Origin of the sequence: Pleurocapsa sp. CCALA 161, assembly GCF_003003995.1 — a bacterium.
GTDB lineage: Bacteria > Cyanobacteriota > Cyanobacteriia > Cyanobacteriales > Xenococcaceae > Waterburya.
Window position 1 is genome coordinate 12,291 of the sequence record NZ_PVWF01000022.1, and the last position, 16,096, is coordinate 28,386.

The window sequence follows — 16,096 nt, forward strand, 5'->3', positions numbered from 1 at the left end:
AATTACAAAAGCCGAGCATAACTGTTAATTGCTTACAGATTTGTTTTAATATATCGTTTAACTTGCGCTGCTTTGTTTCAATTATCATTTAATCCGTCGAACTACAGGCGAACTGACCATTTGTAACTATTGAGGATTTGCCTCGACAGGAGATACCATGCCAGGAGACACCATGCCAGGAGTAATTTCTGCTGCTAAACAACTCTTCATTGCTTCTTCAGGAGATATTTTGGCTACAGTAGACAGATCTAGGGTGCATTCGGCATGCCGTTCTGGCAATAAACTACGACGACAGCTATCTAGAACTAGATCTGACTTTCCTTTTCCTGCTGCTAAATCGCTGCTGATGGTAGTGACACAGCTTGCCAATTCGTCAGTTCTACGAACGCGATAACAAGCCTGTAAAGCATCATCGCCTTTAATATCGGTCGCGGTAATATCGATGACGCAACTCGCCAAATCGCTAGGATCTAAAGCATCAGAACAGGCAGATGCTGCCGATAATTTAGCTACGCCACTAGAGATCATATCTTCAGCACAGATGCCAACGCTGCCAGCTAAGGCAGGAGAATTAGGGGTAGCTAATAAAAATAGGGGAAAAGAAACTAAACTAGTCCAACCAAACGCTTTTAGGAAAATTTGCATGGCAATTAAATTATATTTTTCACTCACAACCATACTAAAGCTAGCTCACCAAAATCGGAAGTAATAAAAACCTTAACAAGATCAAGGAGCGACAACAGTAATAAATTTATTAAGCTCTTCGGGCTTAAGTCAAAAGTAAGGTAAAGCCCGAAGTTATTAAGGCAGCTTTGATGTATACCATTTGCCCTAAAGGATTCTTTACGATCTCGAAGCTACATTGAGTTCAAGCCTTTGTCCTTTAGGACAAGGTCACAACGTGAATCTTCTTTAAGAAGAGAACTAATATTGGGGAATACTAGAATCAATTTCTTGACTCCAAGCAATTATTCCCCCTTTGACGTTAGTGCCTTCGATTCCAGCTTCTTTAAGAATATTTAAGGCTTTGGCAGAACGACCTCCTAACTTACAGTGAGCAATTAGGCGATGACCATTCACTAGTTCCTTAACTTTCTCAACTGCGCTACCGTCTTCTAATTCTGGTAAGGGAATTAAAACTGACCCGTCAATCTTGGCAATTTCGTATTCATTAGGGTTGCGGACGTCCAACAGTACAAAGTCATCTTTACCGCTGTCCATTAGCTGTTTAAGATCCTGAACAGTCATTTCGGCGATCGCCTTACTCGCTGCTTGTTCCGCCGCCGCAGCTTGAGGAATACCACAGAATTCTTGGTAATCAATCAATTTTTCAATTACTGGTCGTTCAGGGTTGGGACGGAGCTTCAGCTCACGAAACTTCATATCCCAGGCATTGTAAAGCAATAATCTACCGCTGAGGGTATTTTCTGCACCCAGAATGATCTTAATTGTTTCGGTTGCCTGAATTGTGCCAATAATCCCACACAGAACACCTAAAACTCCTCCTTCAGCACAAGAGGGAACCATTCCTGGTGGTGGTGGTTCAGGATAAAGATCGCGATAGTTGGGCCCTCCTTGATAGTTAAAGACCGTTGCTTGTCCTTCAAAGCGGAAGATCGAACCATAGACATTAGGTTTATCTAGTAAGACACAAGCATCGTTAGTCAAATAACGGGTGGGAAAATTATCCGTACCGTCAACTACCACGTCATAGGGTTCAAGAATTGACAAAGCGTTGGCTGAACTAATCGCCGTTTCGTATAAATCTACCTGGCAATGAGGATTGATACTGAGAATACGGTCTTTTGCTGACTGAATCTTTGGTTTACCTACCCAGGATTCACTGTGAATAATTTGACGCTGTAAATTAGAACTATCGACAATATCGAAGTCTACCAAGCCAATTCTGCCGATACCTGCTGCTGCTAAATAAAGTAATAGTGGCGAACCAAGACCACCGCTACCAATACAAAGAACGCTAGCTGCTTTAAGGCGTTTTTGACCGTCCAATCCCACCTCAGGCAGAATGATATGACGCGAATATCGCTGATATTCTTCTTGATTGAGTTCTATTGCTTCCAAGTTTGGATTAAGCATGATGATTTGCAAAAAACGCGATCGCAGACCCTGGGGTTGAGGTCAGCTTGTACTATTAAGCTTCTTATTATATAGAACCCCACGAGCATTAAACAATTTTTTTACTCCTAGCGGCATAGTGCAGCATAGAAACTAATCTTAGTTATTGTGTATTAACCAGAAACTTAAATATTGATTTTAGAGACTACTTGTGTTAGAAATTTATCAATTAGATTGAGTTAATAACTTTGCAAAAAAGCAGTAAGTGCTTCAACAAAAATACACACTTTACTTGCTCTTTTGCGATCTCAACTAGAAAATTAATAATCAATTTTGCACGACTATTCAAAACCTTTAGGTAACAATAACTCAATCTTAAATTTTCCTTTACCTAGGTAGTATATTCTTTAATCTTGAGAAAAACAACCTCAAAAAAACTCTAGATTAAATGACATTTAAAATTACTCGAAGATTCTGTTTGACAACAGTTTCCGCTTTATCTTTAACATTACTTGCCCAAAGTATCGATTTAACTAATAACTCACAATTCAATATTTCTACTGCTAATGCTCAGGATTCTGGTCTTGAAGCCAGCTTAACTGGTGCGGGGGCATCTTTTCCTGCACCTCTTTATCAACGTTGGTTTTCTGAATATAATAAGCAAAATCCTGGAGTTGAAATTAGCTATCAGTCTGTAGGTAGTGGTGCTGGCGTAGAGCAATATCTCCAAGGTACAGTAGACTTTGGAGCCTCGGATAAACCCTTGTCTGACGAAGAGCGGGCCACTTTTGAAGCAACTTATGGTAAAGCGCCAATTCAAGTCCCGATGACGGCTGGGAGTGTGGTCTTTGCCTATAACTTGCCAGGGGTAGATAGTCTGGAGTTGCCGCGTCAAACTTATTGTGGCATTGCTAACGGCGAAATTACCCAATGGAACGACCCGGCGATCGCTCAAGCGAATCCCAATGCCACTTTGCCAGATACTCCTATTTCTTGGATTCATCGTTCTGACGGTAGCGGTACAACTTTCTTGTTTACCAGTCACCTCCAAGCAGCCTGCCCTAATTGGCAAGGTGGTGCAGATAAAACGGTAGAATGGACTACTGGCGTTGGCGCTAAAGGTAACGAAGGAGTTGCTGCTCAAATAGCTCAAACTGAAGGCGGAATCGGTTATGTAGAGTATGCCTATGCTAAGGAAAATGGCATGACCGCTGCGGCAATCGAAAACAAAGCTGGGAACATAATCTTACCTTCCCCTGAATCAGCGTCATTAGTATTTGAAGGAGAAACAATTCCTGAAAATTTTGCGCTGACAGTTGCCGATCCTGCTAATCCTCAAGCTTATCCTATTGCTGGCATGACTTGGTTACTGCTATATCCAGAATACCAAGATCCTAATACTGCTCAGACATTACAAGGATTTATTGATTGGGCTTTGAATAGTGGCGATCAATATTCTACAGAGCTAGGTTACATTCCATTGCCTAAAGAATTAGAAGCGCGGGTCTTACAGACCGTTCAACAAGAAGTTGTGGCTGAAAAGTAATGTTAGCTGCTGGTTGATCTTCTTGAATGTGACTACACCGAGCAAGACTTTCCAGTTGTGCGATCGCTAAATCCTGAAAGAGGGAAATTTGCTGTGTTAGATAGTAAATCCAATTAAGCTTAGACTTACTATCTAAACAGGCAAAGATTAATTATTTGATCTCGTCGGGAAGAGTTCTTTCCGCCACATCTGGATAAAGTTTGCCCAAATCCTTTAATGCTTCTCCTGTTTCTTTTCCAATCTCCTTAGCTCTTTCTAGAGGAGCATCTTCGGTTCGGCGAGCTTCTTGTCTCCACTCGCGAGTTGTTGTCGGTCTTTCAGGATTACTGTCAACAACGTCGCTGCCAAGGAGGTCAGCAGCAGTCTTGCCTTTTGTGGCAGAACTGCTAACACCATTAGTTAATAAAATTGCTCCTAATAATACAGCAGTCAAAAGACTTTTGACTTGAATTTTTTTCAGAATAGAACTGATGCGATTTATGGCTTGCGAAATTAAACGGCTCATAGTTAGGTTAATGGATAAACATGTGTGTTTTTTATTGTCAATAGCTTAAAACCAAAGTAAATTTCTGCACAATTAATTCAATTCTGGTCAAATAAACTGAATAACAAATTTATTTAGCTACTTATCTAGACAAATTTAGATTAACTAACTTATAAACATTAATTCCTCCAACTAAAGTTAGAATTTATTGTGAATATGCCATGACTGAAAGACTGACGGATGATATAGCCTTTTTCTTACTTGCGAAGTACACATAGGCTGTGTTTAGGAAAAAGGAAAAATATCGAGTCGTGCTAAAGATATAATTTTAGGTGTAACATACAAGTTAAAAACAGATTAATTTTAAATGATGTTCACTAAAACCAGGGAAGTTTTATTTTTGTTGGAGATAAAAATTATAGCGATCGCGCAACTGTTCTGAAGTAAGATTTTTTGTCCAATATTCGACTAGAGCATGACCAAAAGCCCAGGCGCTGTTGTTGCCTACCTGATTATTTTCTAAGAGTAATGACCAGATTGAGCGCAAATTGAAATTGCTGATACTAGAGTTGGGATTGAGCAAGGTGTATAGATCATAAGCCATCTGGAGTTTGCCCATGACTAGAGGAGCTTGTTCGACGGGGATTTGTTCGGCTAAGACGTAGGCGAGGGTTGGATTTCCTGTAGTCATGGTGGCAATAAATTTCAGGATCGGGCTTTTCAACAATGAAGTTAAACCTTGAGTAGTAGCCATCTGACGAGTATAGCGATCAATAATCTTTGCCGTTGCATTGCTGCGGGCTTCGAGATTTCTCAAGAAGCGCGCCAGACGTAACTGTTTACTAGGAGCGATCGCTTGAACTAACTCTAACGATAATGCTTCTATATTCCATGCAGCCCGATTACTACCCAGATCTTCAGTAACAATTGGCAGAATCAGATTGCAGATATCTCCTAGTTGTTCTACACGATAGCTAGTGGCTTCGCGAATAGACTTTTCTTTAGGCTGTGTACCTTCTTGCCAATCATAGGGGGGATTCCACTCGCGAATTGGGCGCAAGCGATCTACTTGAGTCACAATGCCGATCGCGCTTAAGTCTGGCAGATCTTGTTTGAGCGTCTGCAAAAAATCTAAATCCATTTGAAGAGCGGGATCTAAAGCAGGAGTAACTAGTAATAATAAGTCGGCGGTGGCTGCATAGTCTAATACTTGCGATCGCAATTCGGGGCGGTTTACCTGTTCGTAACCAGGAGTATCTAATAAGTTCAAAACTTCATTAGTTGGCGTTTTCCAGGTATAATTTTTGATTTGATCGGTACTGGGTAAAACATCAACCTCAGCTAAATCGGTTTGGAAAAGGGTATTAATCAGACTACTTTTTCCTGCCCCAGTACGCCCTACTAGAATTATATTCACAGGTTTTTGAGCAACTGCTGCCTCAGGTTCAACTGATTCCAAAATAGCCTTAAGGGTTTTGGTTTGGGCTTTTGGTAAAGCAGGATCGGGAGTAACGTTAGGGATAGGAATAGTAATAGCTTCATCCCCGTAGAGAGCGATCGCCTGTTGGGCTAGATTTCTTAAGGCTACTTCTCGCATTAATTGACCAAGATTAACCAATAACTCTTGATTCGCCTGATTATTAAATTTCCTGGTAGCCTGTTTAGCGACAGCGGCAGACGGATTAATTAACCATTGTGACCAATTAAATACCTGACCTAATTTGCGTGCTGATGGTTCTAGCTTTCGATAAACCTCAAATGCTTCTACTGCCTGTCCAATCGAAACCCGATTTAAAACAGGAGATAGCTTTTGCATGGCGCGATCCGTATCGTCTACTGTACCGCGAATTAAACCATAAGCTTGGGGCAGATAAATATTAAGTAAAGGGCGTTTTACTTCAGGATGATAAGTTTGAGCGATCGCACTAACCAATTCTAGACATCGTTGCCAGAAAGTCTGCCAATCTAACCAGATTGGCTCATCTGTCTTGGTTTTGGCGATTACCTGTTGCAGAGCAATATTAATCTGCTGTTCTTGATTTGCTGATACATTTAGCTTCGAATCTGCCGATAACTCCTCTTGAATTTCGGCGATCGCCTCTTCCATTTCTGCCAAGGGTGATTTTGCCCACTTAACCAATAACCACCGCCACAGGGTGAAAATTACTACCACCACTCCCCAAATCCAGTTCAAACCCCAGTCGTGAATTTGCGAACCTGCTGCCACCAATAAAAAAATAACGATTGTTGCGATCGGCAACACTAGAACTACTATTTGCCAGGGTTTGATACTTACCATGATGAATTTGCTTTTGCACTACTTTTATCCTAGCGATATTTGACTACTGCAACATCAAAGCTACTTGTTTGGCAAAATAAGTCAAAATCAAATCTGCCCCTGCCCGTTTCATACTGGTCAGAGTTTCTAAAATTACTTGCTTCTCATCAATCCAGCCTTGCTGTGCGGCAGCTTTAATCATGGCATATTCCCCACTCACGTTATAAGCAGCAACGGGTAAGTTGGTATATTCTTTAAGGCGATAAATTATATCTAAATAAGCTAAGGCTGGTTTGACCATTACCATGTCTGCACCTTCAGCAATATCCAAAGCTACTTCTTTAATTGCCTCTCGGCTATTAGCAGGATTCATTTGATAGGTTTGTTTGTCGCCAAATTGGGGGGCAGATTCTAAAGCATCGCGAAAAGGGCCATAATAGGCTGAGGCGTATTTAGCCGAATAAGCTAGAATGCCCACATCAAAGTAACCAGCAGCATCTAAACCCTGGCGAATTGCTCCTACTCTACCATCCATCATATCGGAAGGGGCGACCAGATCTGCACCTGCTTCTGCTTGAGAGACTGCTTGTTTAACCAGTACTTCTACCGTGTCATCGTTAAGGATTTTGCCGTCTTTGACGATGCCATCATGACCATAGGTAGAAAAAGGGTCGAGTGCCACATCGGTAATAACGGTAATTTGAGGAATTTCTTGTTTAATTGCCCTTACAGTACGTTGAACTAAACCATCAGGATTATAGCTTTCTGTACCTTGGTTATCTTTTTTGTCTGTAGCGATTAGAGGAAATAAAGCGATCGCATTTATTCCCAAATTAGCAGCATCAGCTATTTCTTTGAGGAGTAAATCGAGAGAATAGCGATAAATTCCAGGCATCGAAGGGATTTCTGCTTGTTGGCTTTCTCCTTCGGTGACAAAGACGGGATAAATCAAATCGTTAACCGTTAACTGGTTTTCCTGTACCATACGGCGCAAAGATTCGGTACGACGGAGGCGACGAGGGCGGTGGAGTAAAGAGAGATGTTTAGCGTTTTGCTGGTTAGAAGTCATAAAGCCTCATTACTATCTGGCTAATTAGAATGATAATCATTATTATATAGAGGCATGGATAATCATTATCATTATTTTTAGCGAGTGAAATTACCCAACTATATAGACATAGCGATTATTGGGGCAGGAGTTCAGGCACTTACTTTAACGACTCACTTGTTACAAAAAAGCGCGAAGCACTATTGTAAATTCCTGGTTTTCGATCCCAGTCAAACTTGGATGAGTCAATGGCAAGAGCAATTTGCAGCCCAACAGATTTCTTATCTTCGTTCTCCTGCCGTCCATCATCCCGATCCCAATCCTTATGAATTAAGAAGATTTGCCGAACATAGAGATCGGGAATTGTTTCCACCTTACGACAGACCAGGAACAGAATTATTTAACGATTTTTGTAGTGAAGTAATTCGTCGCTGGAAGTTATCAGATAAGGTTTATCGAGCAAAAGTCAGTCAGATTCTACCAATTAAACACGCTTCCCGTTCTCGTTTTCAATTAGTTCTAAATACGGGAGAAACTATAATTGCCCGTAGAGTGATACTGGCTACAGGAAGTGGTGAAATTCAACTTCCCGATTGGGTAGATAGAATTGCATCAGATTATCCCTTGGATAAATTATGTCATTCCCAACAGGTAAATTTACAACGGCTTAATTTAACAGGGGAACGTATTTTAATTATTGGTGGTGGCTTAACTAGCGGACATTTAGCTAAAGGTGCGATAAATCTGGGTGCAACTGTTACCTTGATGACCAGAAAGCAATTACAATCGAAAATCTTTGATGCCGATCCTGGTTGGTTAGGTCCTAAATATCTTAAAGACTTTCACGCCGAAAGCGATTGGTATGAGCGTTATCAGCGAATTCAACAAGCCCGTAATGGAGGTTCAATGACTCCTGAGATGATGTTGCAATTAAGCTTATCTGCTAATGAAGGCAAAATTATGATTGATGAATGCTGTCAAGTCAGCGACGCACATTGGCAAGATAATCTTTGGCAGGTTCGTTGTCATGATGGTAACAAACATCAATTCAACCGTATCTGGTTGGCGACTGGTACGAGATTTAATGTTATGGAGCATCCCTTGTTACAAGACGTACTAGAAACTTATCCCACAGAAATAGTTAACGGCTTACCCGTACTAGATGATTATTTGCGTCTACCCAAGTCGAATTTTTTTATTATGGGTGGTTTAGCTGCCTTACAAATTGGCCCTGTAGCCAGAAATATCGGTGGTGGGAAAATGGCTTGCGATCGCATTGTACCAGCAATTGTTAAACCTAGTTTGGCGATCGGGTGATTTTTTCGTTGTACATTTTGTTTTTTCGGCTAAAAGCTTATTGACACTTAGGAAATATGTCTCTAATAATTGATTTGGCGTATTGTGAAGTCAACTAAAACTTAATGCACATTGAACCCACCTACACTTCAGTCGGTAGTCTTTTCCAGTATAGACCCATGTTTTTTATTCCTAAATATCAAAGGGCATACGCATGGGATTCTGAATCTCTCTCAGATTTTATAAAAGATTTAAAAAACTGTTTTGATAAAAGACAATCGGATTCACCTATTAATCACTTTTTTGGTGGTGTTCTCAGCGTAAAACATTATGTATCTGGTGCAGTTAACCAACATGAGTATGAAATCATAGATGGTCAACAAAGAATTGCTACTTTTATTTTATTAGTTAATCGTATTATCAAAAATTATGAAGACCTATTATCGTATGTTCAAGATTCAGGTAATTCAGAGAATACATCAATAATTGAAGGAAGGATCAAATTATTAAAGCCAAGATTTATTGTATTTGATTTAATTTGCAATAGTGAATCAAATTAGTTCAATCACCTTTTCGATAGTGATAGCGAGCTTGCAGAAAATAAACGCGATCGCCTTTCACTTTATAAACTAAGTAATGTTCCAAGTCGATACGACGCGACCAAGTCTCAGAAGCTGTATATTCCAAAGGCGATGTTGGTAAGATTTATTCTCGATCGCATAATATTTCGTGATGCAAGATCCCACAGATAAGCGAAGTAACTCGTATCTTGTACCATTGAACTAAATAAAATAGAATAACCAGCTACTCTCTCCACTAATAACTATGACTACAGCAACCAATCAAACTCAACTCAACTCTAGTATTGGCGGAACAAAGAATGTTTACCACTGGAATTTTTTAGACAAACAATATCAAGTCGTCTATGAAACTATCGGACAGGGAAACCCTGTTTTGTTACTTCCTGCATTTAGTACGGTTTCCAGTCGCACAGAAATGAAAGGTATTGCTAGTATACTGGCTACACAATATGAAGTGACGGTTTTAGATTGGTTGGGGTTTGGCGAGTCTCAATGTCCACCTGTGGATTATAATCCCGTATTATTTCAGCAGTTGTTGGGAGATTTTAGTAAATCAGTTTTTAATAGCCCAATTATCTTTATTGCTGCGGGTCATGCTGCTGGATACGCCTTAAAATTTGCACAGGATAACCTAGATATAGTTTCTAAACTAATTTTAATTGCTCCCACTTGGCAAGGGCCTTTAAGAGTTATGGGTTTACCAGATAGCATGAGAAATGGCGTTAAAAACCTGGTGCGATCGCCTGTTATCGGACAAGGGTTATACTATCTCAACACTACCCCTTCCTTTCTCCGCTTCATGTACAAACGTCACGTCTATGTGGATGAAAGTAAACTAACCCCTGAGTTTATCGCCCAAAAACACCAAATAACTTCCAAAGAGGGTGCGAGATATGCCCCTGCTGCCTTTGTTACTGGTGCGATCGATCCTGTGAATAATAGAGAGGAGTTTTTGCAGCTTCTAGAATCTGTATCAACACCCGTATCAATCATTCTTGCAGAAAATGCACCACCCAAATCGAAAGCCGAAATGTTAGCAATGGCAGAATTAGAACAAGTGCAAACAGTCAGATTACCTGGAACTTTAGGTATTTATGAAGAGTATCCTCAAGCGGTAACAGAAGCGATTCATAAGTTTCTTTAAGCGATTGCCTTTTATCCCCCTGCTGTTATTGATAGAGTATATTTATTAATCATTTAGATCATGAGCGATTGATTATCATTAAAGCAGAGCCATGAAACTTTCTGAAATTGATGTTAACAACTTATCACCAAGTCAAATAACTCAAATATTATTTGGCTTTGTTGAAGATGATAAAAAACAAGGAGATTGTATTTTTACATTGGGTGGAAGAGGTATTGAAAGAGTACATAAAGCTGTAGAATTATTCAATTTAAAACGTGCAGATTATATTCTATTTTCTGGTGGTTCGGGATATGGTAAATACACTTACCCTTTGTCATGGACAATGCGAGATAATGCTGTAAAGCTTAACGTTCCAGAAGACAAAATTTTAGTTGAAGATCGTTCAAATCATTCCAAAGATGGCGTGATCGCATCTTTATTTACATTAGAAGATAAATTTGGGATTCATCGGATTAAAAATATTTTGGTTATTAGCACTCCTTGGAACTACAGAAGAGCAATGTTGACTCTCAAGACATATTATCCTAAATGGATAAAATATACCTGGTGTCCAGCCAACTATAAACAACATCAACCTGATAATTGGTGGAAATATCCTGAAGCTCACGGCTATGTAATGAAAGAGATAACCAATCTAGTAAAATATGTTCGTGAGGGACAGTTGATGGATGTCGAAGTTGAAATTTAATTATCGCAAAAAATTTATTACGAGACTTTATAAATCATTTGAATACAGCAATATTTTATGTTTGGTAATTATTGATTACACTTAATTGACAATAGTTTTCTAGATAAAATTTGTGTTAAAAGTTCATACCCCTGTTCGTTAAAATGTACACCATCTCTTGTTTTGAGAAACCTGGAGTAATCTAAATCTGCTCGCATTAAGGACCACAAATTACAAAAATGGCAACTTGTCAAATATGCAACATTGGTGGCAACTTGAACATATTTTTCTAGTTTTTCCATTGTCACAAAATTAGAATTAGGAAAAACTTTTTTACGTGCTGACAAAAGAGCTTGATTAATTGGTGGTGAACTAATAAGCAGTGTTTTTTCAGGTGTAATTTGCTTGATAATTGAAGACAAGTTATGTTCGTATTCTTTAATGTCAATTCCTTTGTTCTCACTAGCATCAGCCGTACCAAGCAGTACTGTAACTAAATCTGGAGAATAATCCAAAACATCACTTCTTAGTCTACCTAGTGCGCCTCTAGTATTATCTCCTGGAACACCTGAATTAATAATAGTCCAATTGGGTAAAGCTTGTTTTAGTCTGGGAACGAGTTTCAATATTCCATTAGGATCTTTTTCTTTGGCTGTAATGCTGTCTCCTAGACAAATAAGCTTGGGCATCGTTAATAAACTCGTACAACTAACTACATAGTAATAAATTTTAAAGCCATAACTATTTTTAACCAATGAGATCGATTATCATTATCTAAAAGAGCTTAGGAATTACATTATGGTAGCGACAACCAACAACACCGTACCCGTCACTGTACTAACTGGATATCTAGGTGCAGGAAAAACGACTCTCCTCAATCGCATACTGACTCATGAACACGGTAAGAAAGTAGCAGTAATCGTTAACGAGTTTGGAGAAGTGGGCATTGATAATCAACTGGTAATTGATGCCGATGAAGAAATCTTTGAGATGAATAATGGCTGTATTTGCTGTACAGTGCGTGGAGATTTAATTCGGATTATCAGTAACTTAATGAAACGTCGTCATAAGTTCGATCATTTGGTCATCGAAACGACTGGTTTAGCCGATCCTGCCCCTGTAATTCAAACCTTTTTTGTCGATGAGGATATGAAAGATAAGATTGCTTTAGATGCAGTGGTTACGGTAGTTGATGCCAAACATATCCAACAACATTGGGATGCCGATGAAGCCCAAGAACAAATTGCCTTTGCCGATGTGATTCTCCTCAATAAAACCGATCTGGTTAGTCCTGAAGAATTAGCAGATTTAGAAAGCAAAATTCAAGGGATGAATAAGATGGCAAAAATCTATCGGACTCAAAATTCTGAATTATCGATGGATGCCTTATTAGGAGTACAAGCATTCGATCTAGATCGCGCTTTGGAAATCGATCCTGAATTTTTAAACGAAGATGCCCACGAACACGATGAGACAGTAAAATCTTTTGCCATAGTGGAATCTGGAGAACTAGACGGACAAAAACTAAATAATTGGTTGAGTAACCTACTACAAACTAAAGGGGTAGATATCTTTCGCATGAAAGGCATTTTAAATATTGCTGGAGAAGATGAGCGATTTGTATTCCAGGGAGTACATATGCTACTTGATGGGAAACCAGACCGCCCTTGGAAAAAAGGTGAAACCCGTAAGAATGAATTAGTATTTATCGGTCGCAATCTAGATGAGGCACAACTGCGAGAGGACTTTAAGCAATGTTTGGTGTAGGCACAAAGGGGAAAGTCTTATTTCAACAGCAGTGGCAGGGTAGTCTCTCAGAATATGTTACAGCAGTAGCCTGGTCGCCTGATGGTCTATTAGCTGCTAGTTCGGCTGCGGGAGAAGTAGTTTTATGGCAAGATGGCAACCTGCTTAATTTATTACCTGCGGGATTAGCATCAATCGACTGCCTGGCTTTTTCCGCCGATGGCAAGTTTCTCGCTGCTGGTGGACAAAATGGTCAAGTTAGAGTCTGGGAGGTGTTATCTAATAATCTTGTAGAAGATCGAGCAAATTTAATCGTCACATTAGATAATGCAGCGAAATGGATAGATAAACTAAGTTGGCATCCTACTTGTAATCAATTAGCTTTTAGTTTAGGGCGTTACGTACAAATATGGGATGCGAATATACAAACAGTAATTACAACTCTACCGTTTGCCAATTCCTCTGTCTTAGATTTAGCTTGGCAACCGAATGGAACAAATATTGCGATCGCCGGTGACGGTGGAATCAAAGTATGGTCTACTCAAGATTGGGATGATGATCCCTATTTAATTGAAATGCCATCGGCTAGCATTGTTACTGCTTGGTCTGGGGATAGTAAATATATTGCTTCTGGTAATTTAGACAATACCATCACTGTTTTAGAATACGGTAGTTCTCATCCTTGGGTGATGCGGGGTTTTCCTGGTAAGATTTCCAATTTAACTTGGTCGCAACCATTGTTAAATAACACGCCTTTACTAGCAGCATCAAGTGTAGAGGGAATTGCTGTCTGGAAAAAAGCAGTGAAGGATGAGGATGGCTGGAATGCCAATATTTTAACTGTACACGACGGTAGAATTAAGGCTTTAGAGTTTCACCCTCGTAGTTTATTACTCGCTTCAGCTGCTGATGATGGCTGGTTGGTTTTGTGGACAACAGCTAAACAAGTAGGGCAAATATTAGAAGGTGCTAGGGATGGTTTTGCTTGTCTGGCTTGGGATCAAGAGGGGAAGCAGTTAGCTGCTGGCGGACAGGATGGGGAGTTGATTATTTGGTCGGAGTCTAAGCGCGGTAAAGGTTTTGGATGATTTGAATTAGAGATTTGCGATCGCGGAGGATGGACGGAGTCCAATCGCCTTATAACAAAACAATTAGCCATACAATAATTGATTATTAATTTCTTCAACTGTCAACGCACTGACTAAAATACCGAGCGTTGGTAAATGAAGGTATGATAAATAAGAAGCGATTAGGCTGCGCCTACCCTGCGGATCGCTCTTTAAGGAAAATTATTTTCTACATAAGTAACATAATGGTTCGGACATTTTTAATTACATTCAGAATGTAAGGCATTCTCAACTTACCATGTAAATTTAGTATTAGTATGATGTTGAACTGTGACAAATGCATATTCTGGAAACTTCTCGACTAACATTGCGGTATATTACTTCCCGTGACGCCGAAGCTTTAATGACAATCTTAGGGGATGCAGAAGTAATGCGATTTTCGATTATTGGCATCCATAGTTCCAAACAAATTAAACAGTTTATTGAACAGAGATTAATATCTTACTTAGAATATGGTTTTGGTTTATATGCCTTGGTACATAAACAAAATCAAGAACTAATCGGCTACTGTGGTTTTTTTATTCAATCTATTGAGCAGCAAAAAGAAGTTGAAGTAGGCTATCGTTTAGCTAAAAAATATTGGGGACAGGGACTGGCAACCGAAGCAGCTAAGGCGGTTGTGGAGTATGGACAGCAGAGATTTAACTTTCGGCGTTTTGTTTGTTTGATTGAAATAAAAAATAATCGTTCAATTCGTGTTGCTCAAAAACTAGGTATGAAACTAGAGAAAAAGATCATTTATCATGGCTTAAATGTCGCAATGTATAGCTTGGATTGTTAATCAGAGCGATCGCCTTTAGTTTAAGCAACGTTCTGATGTTTATTTAACCATAAGGATTGAATCTTAGATTCTTCAGCATTTTTATCAATTGCCTGTAACAAGAGATAATTTAAAATCGTCCGCAGAGCAATGATTGCCGCTAGTTGACCAAGCTCGTTCCAAGATGGTGTAATCGTTGTCTTTAAGATACTTCCTCCTAGTAAGAAACTTAAGCCCAGAGAAAAACCATAACCTAATTCTAGGCGACTTCCTTGAAAGGCGATCGCTGAACTATAACTAGTAAAAATATGTTTGCTATAAATAATTAAAGCTTTAGCTATGCCAATAACGATGACAAATAGTGCTAACAACTGACACAAACTAACTACCCAGTCATTAAGAGTGCTGACGATCTGGACAAACATTGATTTTACCTTGCTACAAATCTTACCAATCTAAACTAAATTGCGATCTGTGAGAATTTCATAGCCCTCTTTGGTGACTAAAACTGTATGTTCAAACTGTGCCGAGAGGTTATTATCTACCGTAACTACCGTCCAGCGATCGCGTAACACTCTGGTATGCTTAGAACCTGCGTTGAGTATGGGTTCAATTGCTAGGGTCATTCCTTCTTGTAGCTTGACGTTGGGTATCCATTTCGTACGGTGGTTAAATACTGAAGGTGCTTCATGGAGATTCTTACCCACACCATGACCAGTATACTGTTCTACTACACTGTAACCATGAGCTTTTACGTGGTCTTCTACTGCTCCAGCGATATCTAATAGATGATTACCTGCTTTTACCTGTTCAATCCCTTTATATAATGCTTCTTCAGCAACCTTAATTAATTTGGCAGCATCTGATGCTACTTTATCCCCAACGGCAATAGTAATACAAGAATCACCATGAAAGCCATCGCAATAAGCACCCGTGTCTACTTTTAATACATCCCCACGACGAAGTACTTTCTTAGCATTAGGAATACCATGTACTACCTCATTATTGACGCTAGCACAGATGGAAGCAGGAAAACCGTAATATCCTTTGAAACTGGGTGTTGCGCCCATTTCTCGTATCCGCCGCTCGGCATATTCGTCTAGATCTGCGGTGGTCATGCCTGGCTTGGTTAGTGCCTCAATCTCTTTTAATACTGTGGCAACAATTTTGCCAGAGCGACGCATCTTCTCTATTTCAGGTGCAGATTTAGTCTTGATGCCGCGAGGCTTGCGATTGAGTGAGGGCAGTCCATTTGCTGTGTCGGAGTCTGATTTATTTTTTGACTTGGGAAAGAGAAGATTGGTAAGTATGTTCATTAAAGATGTTTAATCTGACTGAGA

Annotated in this window: 16 protein-coding genes and 1 pseudogene; 8 read left to right on the forward strand and 9 right to left on the reverse strand. The window is 39.6% G+C overall.

All coding sequences use genetic code 11. From position 1 onward, the window contains the following. Positions 1–126: 126 nt before the first annotated feature. Complete coding sequence (locus tag C7B62_RS07385) at positions 127–645, reverse strand: hypothetical protein (protein ID WP_146132063.1); 519 nt, start codon at positions 643–645, stop codon at positions 127–129. A 279-nt stretch (positions 646–924) separates the two neighbouring features. After that, complete coding sequence (moeB, locus tag C7B62_RS07390; RefSeq protein WP_106234196.1) at positions 925–2,097, reverse strand: molybdopterin-synthase adenylyltransferase MoeB; 1,173 nt, start codon at positions 2,095–2,097, stop codon at positions 925–927. A gap of 457 nt (positions 2,098–2,554) precedes the next feature. Here moeB and pstS point away from each other — a divergent pair, with 457 nt between their 5' ends. Next, positions 2,555–3,622 (forward strand): phosphate ABC transporter substrate-binding protein PstS, encoded by a 1,068-nt coding sequence (gene pstS, locus C7B62_RS07395; protein ID WP_233219856.1) that lies wholly within the window; start codon positions 2,555–2,557, stop codon positions 3,620–3,622. A gap of 151 nt (positions 3,623–3,773) precedes the next feature. Here the strand turns inward: pstS and C7B62_RS07400 are convergent, their stop codons facing one another. The 3 genes from C7B62_RS07400 to hemB form a co-directional block, all read right to left on the reverse strand. Next, positions 3,774–4,127 (reverse strand): hypothetical protein, encoded by a 354-nt coding sequence (locus tag C7B62_RS07400; protein WP_106234202.1) that lies wholly within the window; start codon positions 4,125–4,127, stop codon positions 3,774–3,776. A gap of 373 nt (positions 4,128–4,500) precedes the next feature. Further along, positions 4,501–6,405, reverse strand: coding sequence for a GTPase (locus tag C7B62_RS07405; RefSeq protein WP_106234204.1), 1,905 nt, complete (start codon positions 6,403–6,405; stop codon positions 4,501–4,503). 43 nt (positions 6,406–6,448) lie between these two features. After that, entirely contained in the window at positions 6,449–7,453 is a 1,005-nt protein-coding gene (hemB, locus tag C7B62_RS07410; RefSeq protein ID WP_106234206.1) for a porphobilinogen synthase, read from the reverse strand. 84 nt (positions 7,454–7,537) lie between these two features. Here hemB and C7B62_RS07415 point away from each other — a divergent pair, with 84 nt between their 5' ends. Next, positions 7,538–8,749: an FAD/NAD(P)-binding protein gene (locus C7B62_RS07415; protein ID WP_106234211.1), complete on the forward strand. Its 1,212-nt coding sequence runs from the start codon at positions 7,538–7,540 to the stop codon at positions 8,747–8,749. A gap of 104 nt (positions 8,750–8,853) precedes the next feature. Then, entirely contained in the window at positions 8,854–9,288 is a 435-nt protein-coding gene (locus C7B62_RS07420) for a DUF262 domain-containing protein (protein WP_106234213.1), read from the forward strand. A gap of 1 nt (position 9,289) precedes the next feature. Here the strand turns inward: C7B62_RS07420 and C7B62_RS07425 are convergent. Beyond that, positions 9,290–9,418 (reverse strand): annotated as a pseudogene (locus tag C7B62_RS07425) (type II toxin-antitoxin system YoeB family toxin); the annotation flags it as partial. Between the two features lie 135 nt (positions 9,419–9,553). Between C7B62_RS07425 and C7B62_RS07430 the strand changes: the two are divergent. Continuing rightward, a complete protein-coding gene (locus C7B62_RS07430) occupies positions 9,554–10,453 on the forward strand; it encodes an alpha/beta fold hydrolase (protein WP_106234218.1) in 900 nt (299 codons plus the stop codon). Positions 10,454–10,544: 91 nt separating this feature from the next. After that, complete coding sequence (locus C7B62_RS07435; protein WP_106234220.1) at positions 10,545–11,144, forward strand: YdcF family protein; 600 nt, start codon at positions 10,545–10,547, stop codon at positions 11,142–11,144. 68 nt (positions 11,145–11,212) lie between these two features. On the opposite strand, the gene C7B62_RS07440 is transcribed toward C7B62_RS07435, so the two are convergent. Then, positions 11,213–11,812 carry a GDSL-type esterase/lipase family protein gene (locus tag C7B62_RS07440; RefSeq protein WP_106234223.1) on the reverse strand — a complete coding sequence of 200 codons (600 nt, stop codon included), beginning with the start codon at positions 11,810–11,812 and terminating at the stop codon, positions 11,213–11,215. A 109-nt stretch (positions 11,813–11,921) separates the two neighbouring features. Between C7B62_RS07440 and C7B62_RS07445 the strand changes: the two genes are divergently transcribed. The 3 genes from C7B62_RS07445 (at position 11,922) to C7B62_RS07455 (ending at position 14,777) form a co-directional block, all read left to right on the forward strand. After that, a complete protein-coding gene (locus C7B62_RS07445) occupies positions 11,922–12,890 on the forward strand; it encodes a GTP-binding protein (RefSeq protein ID WP_106234225.1) in 969 nt (322 codons plus the stop codon). Next, positions 12,878–13,957: a WD40 repeat domain-containing protein gene (locus C7B62_RS07450; RefSeq protein ID WP_106234228.1), complete on the forward strand. Its 1,080-nt coding sequence runs from the start codon at positions 12,878–12,880 to the stop codon at positions 13,955–13,957. Before C7B62_RS07445 ends, C7B62_RS07450 begins: the two co-directional genes overlap by 13 nt. Positions 13,958–14,273: 316 nt before the next feature. After that, positions 14,274–14,777, forward strand: a complete 504-nt coding sequence (locus tag C7B62_RS07455; protein ID WP_106234230.1) for a GNAT family N-acetyltransferase — start codon at positions 14,274–14,276, stop codon at positions 14,775–14,777. Positions 14,778–14,797: 20 nt separating this feature from the next. On the opposite strand, the gene C7B62_RS07460 is transcribed toward C7B62_RS07455, so the two are convergent. Continuing rightward, positions 14,798–15,181 (reverse strand): DUF1622 domain-containing protein, encoded by a 384-nt coding sequence (locus C7B62_RS07460; RefSeq protein WP_106234233.1) that lies wholly within the window; start codon positions 15,179–15,181, stop codon positions 14,798–14,800. 30 nt (positions 15,182–15,211) lie between these two features. After that, positions 15,212–16,072, reverse strand: coding sequence for a type I methionyl aminopeptidase (gene map, locus C7B62_RS07465; RefSeq protein ID WP_106234235.1), 861 nt, complete (start codon positions 16,070–16,072; stop codon positions 15,212–15,214). Positions 16,073–16,096 lie beyond the last annotated feature (24 nt).

What these genes read in the sequence shown, in the direction of transcription:
- map (WP_106234235.1), bottom strand. Translation starts at nt 16,072, where the DNA reads ATGAACATACTTACCAATCTTCTCTTTCCCAAGTCAAAAAATAAATCA.
- C7B62_RS07450 (WP_106234228.1), top strand. Translation starts at nt 12,878, where the DNA reads ATGTTTGGTGTAGGCACAAAGGGGAAAGTCTTATTTCAACAGCAGTGG.
- C7B62_RS07435 (WP_106234220.1), top strand. Translation starts at nt 10,545, where the DNA reads ATGAAACTTTCTGAAATTGATGTTAACAACTTATCACCAAGTCAAATA.
- C7B62_RS07445 (WP_106234225.1), top strand. Translation starts at nt 11,922, where the DNA reads ATGGTAGCGACAACCAACAACACCGTACCCGTCACTGTACTAACTGGA.
- C7B62_RS07385 (WP_146132063.1), bottom strand. Translation starts at nt 645, where the DNA reads ATGCAAATTTTCCTAAAAGCGTTTGGTTGGACTAGTTTAGTTTCTTTT.
- hemB (WP_106234206.1), bottom strand. Translation starts at nt 7,453, where the DNA reads ATGACTTCTAACCAGCAAAACGCTAAACATCTCTCTTTACTCCACCGC.
- C7B62_RS07400 (WP_106234202.1), bottom strand. Translation starts at nt 4,127, where the DNA reads ATGAGCCGTTTAATTTCGCAAGCCATAAATCGCATCAGTTCTATTCTG.
- C7B62_RS07455 (WP_106234230.1), top strand. Translation starts at nt 14,274, where the DNA reads ATGCATATTCTGGAAACTTCTCGACTAACATTGCGGTATATTACTTCC.
- C7B62_RS07405 (WP_106234204.1), bottom strand. Translation starts at nt 6,405, where the DNA reads ATGGTAAGTATCAAACCCTGGCAAATAGTAGTTCTAGTGTTGCCGATC.
- C7B62_RS07460 (WP_106234233.1), bottom strand. Translation starts at nt 15,181, where the DNA reads ATGTTTGTCCAGATCGTCAGCACTCTTAATGACTGGGTAGTTAGTTTG.
- C7B62_RS07420 (WP_106234213.1), top strand. Translation starts at nt 8,854, where the DNA reads ATGCACATTGAACCCACCTACACTTCAGTCGGTAGTCTTTTCCAGTAT.
- C7B62_RS07430 (WP_106234218.1), top strand. Translation starts at nt 9,554, where the DNA reads ATGACTACAGCAACCAATCAAACTCAACTCAACTCTAGTATTGGCGGA.
- C7B62_RS07440 (WP_106234223.1), bottom strand. Translation starts at nt 11,812, where the DNA reads ATGCCCAAGCTTATTTGTCTAGGAGACAGCATTACAGCCAAAGAAAAA.
- moeB (WP_106234196.1), bottom strand. Translation starts at nt 2,097, where the DNA reads ATGCTTAATCCAAACTTGGAAGCAATAGAACTCAATCAAGAAGAATAT.